The sequence below is a fragment of the Citrobacter sp. XY323 genome, from assembly GCF_025106035.1.
In the GTDB taxonomy this organism is placed as follows: domain Bacteria; phylum Pseudomonadota; class Gammaproteobacteria; order Enterobacterales; family Enterobacteriaceae; genus Citrobacter; species Citrobacter braakii.
Genome location: NZ_JANYUK010000016.1, coordinates 36,641 through 49,625, shown reverse-complemented (window position 1 = coordinate 49,625; position 12,985 = coordinate 36,641). Strand labels below are relative to the sequence as shown.

The window sequence follows — 12,985 nt, the reverse complement described above, 5'->3', positions numbered from 1 at the left end:
GAACACAATAAACCGGAAGCGGGAGAAGATCGAGAGGATGTTGAGAGGAATATTGCCGGATGGCGGCGTAACCGCCTTATCCGGCACATCATGAACTTAATCGATATACTTCATTGCCACCCTTGAGGTCAGGCGCGTGATAAGTTCGTAAGCACTTACTTTCGTCATTTCAGCAATGCGTTCAACGGGCAGGCCTTCACCCCACAGGATAACCGAATCGCCGGCTTTATCCTGCGCCTCGGGACCTAAATCGACGCAAATCATATCCATCGCGACGCGACCGACGATCGGCACTTCACGGCCATTGACCAGTACCGGTGTCCCAGACGGCGCTGCGCGCGGATAACCATCGCCATAGCCCATCGCCACCACGCCCAGACGCGTGTCGCGCTCGCTCAGCCAGGTTCCACCATAGCCAACCGGCTCGCCCGCTTTGTGTTCACGCACCGCAATCAGGCTGGAAGTGAGCGACATCACCGGCTGGCAGCCAAAATCGGCACCGATAGAGTGGTTTTCCAACGGCGATACGCCATACAGAATCAGCCCCGGACGCGCCCAGTCGAAGTGAGACTGCGGCCACAGCAGAATACCTCCCGACGCGGCGATCGAACGCTGACCCGGTTTACCTGCGCAAAAGCTATTGAAGATATCGAGCTGCTTTTCGGTCGCGCCGCACTCAGGCTCGTCCGCACGCGCAAAGTGGCTGACGATATTGACCGGCTGGCGGACGTTTTCACATTGCGTCAAGCGCTGATAAAACGCCTCGGCCTGCTCCGGACGCACGCCCAGACGGTGCATTCCCGTGTCGAGCTTCATCCAGACGGTGACCGGTTCAGCCAGTACCGCGGCTTCCAGAGCTTCAAGCTGCTCCTGGTTGTGGACGGCAGTATGCAGACGCTGCGCGGAGATAGTCGGCAGATCGGAAGCATCAAAAAATCCTTCCAGCAGCAGGATGGGCTGCGTGATCCCTCCCGCTCGCAACCGCAGGGCTTCTTCAAGACGAGCGACACCAAAAGCGTCCGCATCGGGGAGCGTTCGCGCGGTCTCTAACAGACCATGGCCGTAAGCGTTCGCTTTCACGACCGCAACCAGTTTACTGGCTGGAGCCAGTTCACGCAGACGTTGCAGGTTGTGTCGCAGAGCGCGGCGGTTAATGACTACAGTTGCCGCTTGCATTTGTATTCCTTGATAAGTATTTGCTTGAGTAACCTGATTCAGTGTTGTTATTCGTCGTCGTACTGCGGGCCAGCATAGTTATCGAAGCGCGACCACTGACCGTTAAACGTCAGGCGCACCGTACCGATCGGGCCGTTACGCTGTTTACCGATAATGATCTCGGCGATGCCTTTCAAGTCGCTGTTTTCGTGATAAACCTCATCACGATAGATAAACATGATTAAGTCGGCATCCTGCTCGATGGAGCCGGACTCACGCAGATCCGAGTTGACCGGACGCTTATCGGCGCGTTGTTCCAGAGAGCGGTTAAGCTGCGACAGCGCCACCACCGGCACATGCAGTTCTTTCGCTAACGCTTTCAGCGAGCGGGAAATTTCAGCAATTTCCAGCGTACGGTTGTCGGAGAGCGACGGCACGCGCATCAGCTGCAGGTAGTCGATCATGATAAGTCCGATACCACCGTGTTCGCGGGCGATACGACGGGCACGCGAGCGCACTTCCGTTGGCGTCAGGCCGGAGGAGTCATCAATATAGATGTTTCGTTTCTCCAGCAAAATACCCATTGTTCCGGAAATTCGCGCCCAGTCTTCATCATCCAGTTGACCGGTACGGATTTTGGTTTGGTCTACACGTGAGAGTGAGGCCAGGGAACGCATCATGATCTGTTCTGAGGGCATTTCAAGACTAAAGATAAGAACCGGCTTATCTTGCAGCATCGCCGCATTTTCGACGAGGTTCATTGCAAATGTCGTTTTACCCATCGACGGACGCGCGGCGACGATAATTAAGTCTGACGGCTGCAAACCAGCAGTCTTTTTATTGAGGTCGTCATAACCGGTGTTGACCCCGGTGACACCGTCGTGTGGCTGCTGGAACAGCTGTTCGATACGCGCGACGGTAGCGTCGAGCACATCGGTAATATTTTTCGGACCTTCGTCTTTATTGGCGCGACTTTCAGCAATTTTAAAGACACGGGATTCCGCGAGGTCCAGCAGATCTTCACTGGAACGGCCTTGCGGATCAAACCCAGCTTCCGCGATCTCGTTCGCCACCGAAATCATGTCACGAACAACGGCACGTTCGCGGACAATATCCGCATAGGCACTAATGTTCGCTGCACTTGGCGTATTTTTAGATAACTCAGCCAGGTAAGCAAAACCGCCGACGCTGTCCAGTTGCCCCTGAACTTCCAGCGATTCTGCAAGCGTGATCAGATCGATGGGTTTTCCCATCTCCTGCAGGCGATGCATTTCGGTGAAGATGTGCCGGTGCGGTCGGGTATAAAAATCTTCCGCCACCACACGCTCGGCCACATCGTCCCAGCGTTCGTTATCCAGCATTAAACCGCCCAACACCGACTGTTCCGCTTCAATCGAGTGCGGCGGTACTTTCAGCCCGGCGACCTGGGGATCGCGCTCACGAGCATCAGTCTGTTGTTTGTTGAAGGGTTTATTTCCTGCCATAGTGAATGGAGTTACCGAGATAATGATTGGGTCGAAAGATTACCACATTTCTTTTGGAGGAAGCATGGCAACACGTATTGAATTTCACAAGCATGGTGGCCCTGATGTACTCAAGGCTGTGGAGTTTACGCCCGTAGACCCGGCGGAAAATGAAATCCAGGTCGAGAACAAAGCGATTGGGATCAACTATATCGACACCTATATCCGCAGTGGTCTTTATCCGCCGCCTTCTCTGCCCAGCGGTCTGGGTACCGAAGCCGCAGGCGTGGTCAGTAAAGTCGGTAGCAAAGTGACGCACATTAAAGCCGGCGATCGCGTGGTTTACGCGCAGTCTCCCCTGGGCGCCTACAGCTCAGTGCATAACGTCCCGGCTGATAAAACCGCTATTTTGCCCAACGCTATCTCGTTTGAACAAGCTGCCGCCTCTTTTCTTAAAGGGCTCACCGTTTTTTATCTGTTGCGTAAGACCTATGAAATTCAGCCCGATGAACCATTTTTGTTCCATGCGGCAGCTGGCGGCGTCGGTATGATTGCCTGCCAGTGGGCAAAAGCATTGGGTGCGAAGCTGATTGGCACCGTCGGTAATGCGCAAAAAGCGCAAATTGCGCTGCAGGCCGGCGCATGGCAGGTCATTAACTATCGTGAAGAGAGCATTGTAGAACGTGTAAAAGAGATCACTGGCGGTAAAAAAGTGCGGGTGGTGTATGACTCGGTGGGGAAAGATACCTGGGAAGCCTCACTGGATTGCCTGCAGCGCCGGGGGCTCATGGTCAGCTTTGGTAATGCTTCCGGACCGGTGACTGGCGTTAACTTAGGCATTCTGAATCAGAAAGGTTCGCTGTACGTGACTCGCCCTTCACTCCAGGGTTACATCACCAACCACCATGAATTAACCGAAGCCAGCAATGAGCTTTTCTCGCTGATTGCCAGCGGAGTGATCAAAGTGGATGTCGCACCGGGCCAGACGTTCGCACTGCACGACGCGCAGCATGCTCATGAAGTGCTGGAAAGCCGGGCCACACAGGGGTCGAGTTTGCTGATCCCGTAACGCCCTCATTTCCGTTAAATAATTCAAGCCGCCAACAAACCTGCGGTTTGAATTATGAAGGGGGAAGAAAGAATTAGGGCTTCCCGTAGGAAGCCCTTTCTTTTTTTAGTTCGGCTGTATGTAGGGTACAGCTCGATGAATTCGTTAACCTGGCAATAGTGACAGATTTGATAATCAATTCCTATTTGCTTCTAAAGGCAATGTTGCAGGTTGTGACACACCGCTCAATACCTTAGTAAAATCGGCGGTTATTGCGCTGATACTGTGGGACTTTTGGCGCTTTTATCGCCTTGATAACCCACACCACGGCAACGGCCAATAACAGCCAGGGCAACAGTTTAATCATCAACGCAAATAGTCCGCCCAAAAACATCACCACAGTGGCTACCACCAATGCGGCCAGCACTCCCAGCAAAGATACGCCGGTGACCATCAGCATGATAAAAAATCCAATCACAAAAAGTAGTTCCAGCATGGCTCTCTCCCGAAATGAAATACTCTCCACAGCTTTACAAGAAACATGCCAAAATTAATATATTGATTTATATAGCAAACGCCCCGCGACGAAGCGCAGGGCGTGGTGAAATTCACTAACTTTTGGCGAAAACTTAACGTTTGTCTGCCACCAGCTTCAGCGCATGTTCCAGAACCTCAATATCTGCCCCGGCTTTATGCGCATTTTCGCTCAGATAGCGACGCCACTGCCGTGCCCCAGGAATCCCCTGAAACAGTCCCAGCATATGGCGCGTGACATGCCCCAAATAGGTTCCTTTACTCAGTTCACGCTCAATATACGGATACATCGCACGCACTACGGCGACCGGATCGGCATCTTCGCTAGTGACAGCAAAAATCTCGCGGTCAACGGACGCCAGAATGCCTGGGTTTTGATAAGCTTCGCGCCCCACCATCACGCCATCCATATGTTGCAGATGGATTTTCGCTTCTTCCAGCGATTTTATGCCACCGTTGATCGACATCGTCAGATGCGGAAAATCGCGCTTTAGCTGATAAACACGGTCATAATCCAGCGGTGGGATTTCGCGGTTTTCTTTCGGGCTTAACCCGGACAACCAGGCCTTACGGGCGTGGATGATAAACATCTCACATTCACCGTTACCGGAGACCGTGTTGATGAAATCGCACAGGAATTCGTAGCTGTCCTGGTCATCAATACCGATACGGGTTTTCACCGTTACCGGAATCGATACCACATCGCGCATCGCTTTGACGCAATCAGCGACCAGTTGCGCATTTCCCATCAGACAGGCACCAAACATTCCATTCTGTACACGATCGGAAGGGCAACCCACGTTGAGGTTAATTTCGTCATAGCCCCGTTGTTCAGCAAGCTTTGCGCACTGCGCCAGCGCAGCCGGATCGCTCCCGCCCAGTTGCAAAGCGACCGGATGTTCTTCTTCGCTATACGCCAGATAATCGCCTTTACCATGAATGATCGCGCCGGTGGTTACCATCTCCGTGTAGAGCAGCGTCTGGCTGGACAGTAAGCGCAAAAAGTAGCGGCAATGTCTGTCCGTCCAGTCGAGCATCGGCGCGATAGAAAAACGATGAGCGGGAAAAGCGGTAGACTGAGATTCAGGCAGCATGGCGAATATTCAAGCATCCGGTTAAAAAAGGGGCGCTACTATAGCATAGACCGTTACGATAGTGAGCCACATCCTCGCGGTTCCCCCTCCCTGCTCCCCGACAAGCGCTATTTACGCCCCGGTTTTCCGTCGTGAGATCCAAAAAACTGCGGCGGATGGTCGACCCAACGGTCCTCACGCGTGGCGGCATAAACCGGATTAAGCGGATAATAAATACGATTGTATTTTTTGTTCGCCTCACCCACGACCAGCAGACGAACCTCTTCACTGGTGTTATTGATAAAGGTGTGACACACGCCGGTGCCCGCCGGGAAACCGACGCTGTCGCCCGGCTCCAGCTTCCATAAATAACCGTTAATCCAGGCTTCAGGATATCCCTCCAGCACATAGATAAACTCTTCCTCATCACTTTCAGCGTGCGGATACGAGGTGCGTCGGCCCGGCGGCAGGCGCTCATGATGAATGCCGAGTCGCCCTAACCCCAGCTTGCGGGCAAGCGGCGCACCTATGGAAAACAGCTCATCGCTGTCGGGATAGGTGGAGTCATCAGCCCCCTCAACTTCACGCCAGTGACGAATACAATCGGGTCTTTTCATGATTATTTTCCAGTATTGCGATGGGTCAGGTATAGCACACCGCGGTGGATCTCGGTGTTTTAAACAGAACATGTTAAAGTAAGGGATTAACCTTGCACGCAAATCGAGGCGCCAAATGGACAAAACCACCACGCAGGAGTTATTGGCTCAAGCTGAAAAACTCTGTGCGCAACGCAACGTACGGCTTACGCCACAACGCCTCGAAGTGCTGCGCCTGATGAGCCTGCAGGAAGGCGCAATCAGCGCTTACGACCTACTTGACCTGTTGCGGGAAACCGAGCCGCAGGCCAAGCCGCCGACCGTGTATCGTGCGCTCGATTTTCTGCTGGAACAAGGGTTTGTGCACAAGGTGGAATCCACCAACAGCTATGTGCTTTGCCATCTGTTCGATCAGCCAACTCACAGTTCCGCAATGTTCATTTGCGACCGCTGTGGTGTGGTAAAAGAAGAGTGCGCGGAAGGCGTTGAAGACATCATGCATACGCTGGCAGCAAAAATGGGTTTTGCCCTTCGACATAACGTTATTGAAGCCCATGGACTGTGCCCGGCCTGTGTGGAGGTTGAGTCATGTCGTCACCCTGGCGAATGCCAGCATGACCATACGATTCAGGTGAAGAAGAAAGTTGGGCGTTAAGCGGGTGGGAGAGCGTACATCCTTGTACTCTCAGGAGGGAAGGGTTAATTACCAGCGGTAATCATTACGTTTTTCCCAATCGGTCACTTCTTTCTCCGCCTGATCTTTCGCGTAACCGTAACGCTCCTGGACTTTACCGACCAGTTGGTCACGTTTACCTTCAATGACCGTCATATCATCATCGGTCAGTTTGCCCCATTGCTCTTTCACTTTACCTTTAAACTGCTTCCAGTTACCGCCGACTTCGTCTTTATTCATCATCAAGTCCTCATCGTTAGGTTGTGAATAGCGAGAGTGCCATGTCCAGACACATGCTGTTTTTGCTGGACGTGAGAATAAGTGTAGTCAGGGATTCTGGGTTTTATTTACTATTCGGAATTTTTAACCATCCGCTCAGGCAAACCAGGTTCCATTACGCCAGTGACGCCGCCAGATAAAGGCCAGGGAAAGCCCACGCAGCGCGAGAAAAACGGTTAACGCCAGCCACAAACCATGATTTCCCAGCAACGGTAAAGCCAGTAGCGTTAATGCGAATCCTGCTGCGGCAACGGCCATACTGTTGCGCATTTCTGCAGCCCGTGTCGCTCCAATAAACATACCGTCGAGCAGATAACACCACACTCCCACTAGCGGCAAAACCACCTGCCAGAAAAGATAGCGATCGGCCAACAGTTGGATTTGCGGCAGCGAGGTCAGCAGCGCAACAATCTGCTCGCCAAACAGGGCGTAAACCAGCGAAAACAGAATAGCCACAATACCGGACTGTCGACAGGCCGCCCGCCAGACATCAAGCAACTGGCTGCCATCCCTCGCCCCATAGGCCTGACCCGAATGCGCTTCCACAGCATAGGCAAATCCATCCAGCGCGTAGGCGGTAAACGTCAGCAGAGTCATCAGAACGGCGTTTACCGCGATGATGTCGCCTCCCAAACGCGCGCCCAGAACCGTAATGGCCCCAAAGCAGAGCTGTAGCAGCAGAGAACGCAGCATGATGTCGCGGTTGAGCGCCAGCAAACGACGGAAGTTGCCACGCCACGCCAGCTTCAACATTGCCAGCGAAATTCCACGCATATGCAGGACTTTGCGTACCATCATCAGGCCGATCAGCAGCGTGGCATATTCGGCAATCACCGTCGCCAACGCCGCCCCCTGCACGTTCATATGCAGGCCCATTACCAGCCATAAATCGAGCACAATGTTGAGAATATTGCCGACAATCAACAGGATAACTGGCGCGCGCGCATACTGAACGCCAAGCAACCAGCCGAGCAGCACCAAATTCGCCAGCGACGCGGGTGCGCTTAACCAGCGGATTTCCAGGAAGCGTCGGGCCTGCTCCAGTACCGCCTCACTTCCGCCGACAATGTGCAGAGCCAGATCGATAATCGGCGTCCGAAACAGTGCGATAAGCAACCCCGCGCCCAGCGCCAGCAATAGCGGCTGCACCAACGCGCGCGCCAGCGCCTGCGGATTTTTCGCGCCAAATGCCTGTGCGGTAAGGCCGGTGGTACTCATGCGCAAAAAAAGTAGCAGCATAAAGAGAAAGCTGGTCGCCGTGGCGCCAACAGCAACGCCGCCAAGATAGACCGGACTATCCAGATGACCAATCACCGCGGTGTCCACCAGTCCCAACAGGGGAACGGTGATATTGGAGAAGATCATCGGTAAGGCGAGGTGCCAGAGTGCTTTATCAGAAGAGGTAAAGAAAGGCATACAGGAGAGCCTGAGAAGAAGTTAGATGTACTGAAAAAAGATGCTGTGTAGGCCCGGTAAGCGTAGCGCCACCGGGCAAGTTGCCAGATAACGATGTAAACGTCTTATCCGGCCTACAGGGAATCAACAGAAAATTACAGCCATTCACCGTTACGAATGACGCCTACCGCCAACCCTTCAATAGTGAAGTTTTGCTCGCGCAGGTCGACAACAATAGGTTTAAATTCGCTGTTTTCTGGCAGGAGTTCAACCTTGTTGCCCTGCTTTTTCAGACGCTTGACGGTGACTTCGTCATCGATACGGGCAACAACAACCTGACCGTTACGCACATCCTGAGTTTTATGCACAGCCAGTAAATCACCGTCCATAATACCGATGTCTTTCATCGACATACCGCTGACGCGCAGCAGAAAATCGGCGTTCGGTTTGAACAGTGAAGGATCGACCTGATAGTGGCCTTCGATGTGCTGCTGCGCCAGCAGTGGCTCGCCTGCCGCCACACGTCCGACAAGCGGTAACCCTTCTTCTTCTTCCTGCAGCAGTCGAATACCGCGCGATGCGCCGGATACAATTTCAAGGACGCCTTTACGCGCAAGCGCTTTCAGGTGTTCTTCAGCGGCGTTTGGGGAACGGAACCCCAAACGCTGCGCGATCTCCGCACGCGTCGGTGGCATACCTGTCTGGCTGATGTGATCCCTAATGAGATCAAACACCTCTTGCTGCCTGGCCGTTAACGCTTTCATTCCGCCCCCTGGGTGTATATACAGTTATGCTGTGAGTATATACAGCTAAAGGTGATTTTGGAACCGCAAACTGCACAAAAAACAGGAGATTTATGCAGTTGTGGAATCTTTATCGCAAATGCGACCACAACAGGATGCCCCAGGTGATCAGAGCGACAAAAATAGACAGCAATACCGCTGCCGAGCCCATATCTTTCGCCCGACCGGAAAGTTCGTGATACTCAGAGCCAATACGGTCAACCACCGCCTCAATCGCACTGTTGAGGATTTCAACGATCATCACCAGCATCACGGAACCAATCAACAGCACGCGGGTAATGGCGTCAACGTCCAGCCAGCAGGCGATGGCTACGCCCAACAGCACGGCAACGCTTTCCTGGCGGAATGCCGCCTCATTGATCCATGCGGCGCGAAAACCTTTCCAGGAATAGCCTGCAGCTTTGATAATTCGGGTGAATCCAGTGGTATTATTGGCCATCAAAAAGAACCTTTTTACATTATTAGCGTCAATGTCATTGTAACGTTACCCCGTTTGTTTCAGGGTGTGGCAAAGCAGCGCGAAGTATGACCGGATACACCAGAAATTCACTAAACTTTCTGATATCCTTGCAGCGCATTTGCATTATTAACCAGAGGCTTTACATCGTTTATGTCCGGCTGGCCACGAATTTACTACAAATTACTGAATTTACCATTAAGCGTCCTGGTAAAAAGCAAGTCTATTCCGGCAGAACCTGCCCCGGAATTGGGGCTCGATACTTCGCGTCCCATTATGTACGTCCTACCGTACAACTCAAAAGCAGACTTGCTGACGCTGCGTGCCCAATGTCTGGTGCACGATCTCCCGGATCCCCTGGAACCGCTGGAGATAGACGGAACTCTGCTGCCGCGCTACGTGTTTATTCACGGCGGCCCGCGCGTGTTCACCTATTACACGCCGAAAGAAGAGTCCATTAAGCTGTTCCATAACTATCTCGACTTGCATCGCAGCAATCCAGACCTGGATGTGCAAATGGTGCCGGTTTCGGTGATGTTTGGCCGTGCGCCTGGGCGTGAAAAAGGCGAGGTCAATCCGCCGCTGCGCATGCTGAACGGCGTACAGAAATTCTTTGCTGTGTCCTGGCTGGGTCGCGACAGTTTTGTCCGCTTCTCCCCGTCGGTCTCCCTGCGTCGCATGGCGGACGAACACGGTACGGATAAAATCATCGCTCAGAAGCTGGCTCGCGTGGCGCGCATGCACTTTGCTCGTCAGCGTCTGGCCGCAGTCGGCCCGCGCCTCCCTGCCCGCCAGGACCTGTTCAATAAGCTGCTGGCCTCAAAAGCTATCGCTCGCGCGGTAGAAGATGAAGCGCGCAGTAAAAAAATCTCCCACGAAAAAGCGCAACAAAATGCCATTGCGCTGATGGAAGAGATTGCCGCCAATTTCTCCTACGAGATGATTCGTCTGACAGACCGTATTCTGGGCTTTACCTGGAACCGTCTGTATCAGGGGATTAACGTTCACAATGCGGAGCGTGTACGTCAGTTGGCGCACGATGGGCACGAAATCGTCTATGTTCCGTGCCACCGCAGCCATATGGACTATATGCTGCTGTCGTACGTTCTGTACCACCAGGGGCTGGTTCCGCCGCACATCGCTGCCGGTATCAACCTGAACTTCTGGCCAGCAGGTCCGATTTTCCGTCGTCTGGGCGCGTTCTTTATTCGTCGTACCTTCAAGGGCAACAAGCTCTATTCCACCGTTTTCCGCGAATACCTGGGCGAGTTGTTCAGCCGCGGCTACTCGGTTGAATACTTTGTCGAAGGAGGCCGTTCACGTACCGGGCGTCTGCTCGACCCGAAAACCGGCACGCTGTCGATGACCATTCAGGCGATGCTGCGCGGTGGTACGCGTCCGATTACCCTCGTCCCCATCTACATCGGTTACGAGCACGTAATGGAAGTGGGCACGTACGCGAAAGAGCTGCGTGGCGCGACGAAAGAGAAAGAGAGTTTGCCGCAAATGCTGCGTGGCTTGAGCAAGCTGCGTAATCTGGGTCAGGGTTATGTCAACTTTGGCGAACCGATGCCATTGATGACTTACCTCAACCAGCATGTACCGGAGTGGCGTGAATCGATCGATCCTATCGAGTCCATCCGTCCGGCCTGGCTGACGCCGACGGTGAATAACATTGCCGCCGATCTGATGGTACGCATTAACAATGCAGGCGCGGCCAATGCCATGAACCTGTGCTGTACCGCGCTGTTGGCCTCCCGCCAGCGCTCTCTGACCCGTGAGCAACTGACTGAACAGCTCGACTGCTATCTGAGTCTGCTGCGCAACGTGCCGTATGCGGCAGATTGTACGGTTCCTGCGCAGAGCGCCAGTGAATTGATCGACCATGCCTTACAGATGAATAAGTTTGAGGTCGAGAAAGACACCATCGGTGACATCATCATTCTGCCGCGCGAGCAGGCGGTATTGATGACGTATTACCGCAACAACATTGCGCATATGCTGGTTCTGCCTTCGTTAATGGCAGCCATTGTGACTCAGCATCGTCGTATTTCACGCGCCGCGCTACAGCAGCATATTGATGCGCTGTACCCGATGCTGAAAGCAGAGCTGTTCTTACGTTGGGAGCGTGATGAACTCGCCGGAGTGATTGACGAACTGGCCAGCGAAATGCAGCGCCAGGGACTGATCGCCCTGAACGATGACGAACTGCATATCAATCCGGCCCGCTCCCGTACGCTACAGCTGTTGGCGGCGGGTGCTCGCGAGACGTTGCAACGCTACGCCATTACCTTCTGGCTGCTGAGCGCGAACCCGTCTATCAACCGTGGCACGCTGGAGAAAGAGAGCCGTACCGTGGCGCAACGCCTCTCCGTACTGCACGGCATTAACGCGCCGGAATTCTTCGATAAAGCCGTGTTCAGCTCTCTGGTGCTGACGCTGCGTGACGAGGGATTCATCAGCGATACCGGAGATGCCGAACCGGAAGAGACGATGAAGATCTATCAGATGTTGGCCGAACTGGTCACGTCAGATGTGCGTCTGACCATCGAGAGCGCCACACAAGGCGAGTAAGCATAAAAAAACCGGTCGAAATAAAATGACCGGTTTTTTATTTTGCAGGCTAAGCCAAACTCAAAAATGCCAGTAGCTCATCGCCAGCCCTAAGAACAGCACCAGACCGACGTAGTTATTGTTCATAAACGCTTTAAAACAGGCATCACGCTCGCGATTGACGATCAGTTTCTGCTGATATACAAACAGCGCGCCGGCCACCAGCAGAGACCAGTAATAACCCAGTCCCAGCCCGTTTAGCCAACCCACCAGCGCCATCAGCACCAGTACGCCCACCTGCAGGATACCAATGATCAGCTTGTCGTTTTGACCGAACAGAATCGCGGTCGATTTAATGCCGATCTTCAGGTCATCATCGCGGTCAACCATCGCATATTGGGTGTCGTAGGCCACCGCCCAGAGAATATTGGCAAGGAACATCAGCCAGCAGCTCAGCGGTACGGACTCGCTCACGGCGGCGAACGCCATCGGGATCGACCAGCCAAACGCCGCCCCCAGCACCACCTGCGGCAGGTGCGTATAGCGTTTCATGAACGGGTAAACCCACGCCAGCGCTAACGCCGCAACGGACAACAAAATGGTCATCGTGTTGAGCGTCAAAACCAGCAGGAAGGCCAGCAGTACCAATACGACGAACAGCGTTCGGGCCTCTTTTTCAGTGACGGCCCCGCTCGGCAACGGGCGATTTGCGGTGCGTTTAACGTGTCCGTCAAATTTCCTGTCGGCATAATCATTCACCACGCAGCCGGCGGCGCGCATTAACCAAACGCCAGCGACAAAAACCGCCAGGATCCACAATTGCGGCATGCCTGGGGTTGCCACCCACAATGCCCACAGCGTAGGCCAGAGCAGCAGTAAGGCACCGATTGGCTTATCCGTACGCATCAAGCGGTGAAATGCCAGCAGCTTATTCTGCGTCAGACTCCACTCCATCT

At 53.7% G+C, this 12,985-nt stretch carries 13 protein-coding genes; 3 read left to right on the top strand and 10 right to left on the bottom strand.

Annotated elements, in window-relative coordinates; all coding sequences use genetic code 11:
• Positions 1–96: 96 nt before the first annotated feature.
• Together alr and dnaB are read right to left on the bottom strand one after the other, a co-directional pair.
• The gene (gene alr / locus N0B36_RS20625) at positions 97–1,176 is read right to left on the bottom strand and encodes an alanine racemase (RefSeq protein ID WP_016155354.1); all 1,080 of its coding nucleotides are present in this window, start codon (positions 1,174–1,176) and stop codon (positions 97–99) included.
• 47 nt (positions 1,177–1,223) lie between these two features.
• Entirely contained in the window at positions 1,224–2,639 is a 1,416-nt protein-coding gene (gene dnaB / locus N0B36_RS20620; RefSeq protein ID WP_003826610.1) for a replicative DNA helicase, read from the bottom strand.
• Between the two features lie 64 nt (positions 2,640–2,703).
• On the opposite strand from dnaB, the gene N0B36_RS20615 reads away from it, so the two are divergent.
• Positions 2,704–3,687, top strand: a complete 984-nt coding sequence (locus N0B36_RS20615; protein WP_141876101.1) for a quinone oxidoreductase — start codon at positions 2,704–2,706, stop codon at positions 3,685–3,687.
• A gap of 232 nt (positions 3,688–3,919) precedes the next feature.
• Here N0B36_RS20615 and pspG read toward each other — a convergent pair whose 3' ends face one another.
• The 3 genes from pspG to N0B36_RS20600 form a co-directional block, all read right to left on the bottom strand.
• Positions 3,920–4,162: an envelope stress response protein PspG gene (gene pspG, locus N0B36_RS20610; RefSeq protein ID WP_016155352.1), complete on the bottom strand. Its 243-nt coding sequence runs from the start codon at positions 4,160–4,162 to the stop codon at positions 3,920–3,922.
• Between the two features lie 133 nt (positions 4,163–4,295).
• Positions 4,296–5,294 (bottom strand): tRNA dihydrouridine(20/20a) synthase DusA, encoded by a 999-nt coding sequence (gene dusA, locus N0B36_RS20605; RefSeq protein WP_016155444.1) that lies wholly within the window; start codon positions 5,292–5,294, stop codon positions 4,296–4,298.
• Positions 5,295–5,401: 107 nt separating this feature from the next.
• Positions 5,402–5,890, bottom strand: a complete 489-nt coding sequence (locus tag N0B36_RS20600) for a cupin domain-containing protein (RefSeq protein ID WP_016155350.1) — start codon at positions 5,888–5,890, stop codon at positions 5,402–5,404.
• Positions 5,891–6,005: 115 nt separating this feature from the next.
• Between N0B36_RS20600 and zur the strand changes: the two genes are divergently transcribed.
• Complete coding sequence (gene zur / locus N0B36_RS20595; RefSeq protein WP_003031709.1) at positions 6,006–6,524, top strand: zinc uptake transcriptional repressor Zur; 519 nt, start codon at positions 6,006–6,008, stop codon at positions 6,522–6,524.
• Between the two features lie 48 nt (positions 6,525–6,572).
• Here the strand turns inward: zur and N0B36_RS20590 are convergent, their stop codons facing one another.
• The 4 genes from N0B36_RS20590 to N0B36_RS20575 form a co-directional block, all read right to left on the bottom strand.
• The gene (locus N0B36_RS20590) at positions 6,573–6,782 is read right to left on the bottom strand and encodes a CsbD family protein (protein WP_019077869.1); all 210 of its coding nucleotides are present in this window, start codon (positions 6,780–6,782) and stop codon (positions 6,573–6,575) included.
• Between the two features lie 135 nt (positions 6,783–6,917).
• Positions 6,918–8,237, bottom strand: coding sequence for an MATE family efflux transporter DinF (gene dinF, locus N0B36_RS20585; protein WP_049041229.1), 1,320 nt, complete (start codon positions 8,235–8,237; stop codon positions 6,918–6,920).
• Between the two features lie 134 nt (positions 8,238–8,371).
• The gene (lexA, locus tag N0B36_RS20580) at positions 8,372–8,980 is read right to left on the bottom strand and encodes a transcriptional repressor LexA (protein ID WP_003826596.1); all 609 of its coding nucleotides are present in this window, start codon (positions 8,978–8,980) and stop codon (positions 8,372–8,374) included.
• A gap of 109 nt (positions 8,981–9,089) precedes the next feature.
• A complete protein-coding gene (locus N0B36_RS20575) occupies positions 9,090–9,458 on the bottom strand; it encodes a diacylglycerol kinase (protein ID WP_003826594.1) in 369 nt (122 codons plus the stop codon).
• Positions 9,459–9,629: 171 nt separating this feature from the next.
• On the opposite strand from N0B36_RS20575, the gene plsB reads away from it, so the two are divergent.
• Entirely contained in the window at positions 9,630–12,050 is a 2,421-nt protein-coding gene (gene plsB / locus N0B36_RS20570; RefSeq protein ID WP_137367690.1) for a glycerol-3-phosphate 1-O-acyltransferase PlsB, read from the top strand.
• Between the two features lie 60 nt (positions 12,051–12,110).
• On the opposite strand, the gene ubiA is transcribed toward plsB, so the two are convergent.
• Complete coding sequence (gene ubiA, locus N0B36_RS20565; protein WP_003826589.1) at positions 12,111–12,983, bottom strand: 4-hydroxybenzoate octaprenyltransferase; 873 nt, start codon at positions 12,981–12,983, stop codon at positions 12,111–12,113.
• Between the last annotated feature and the right edge of the window lie 2 nt (positions 12,984–12,985).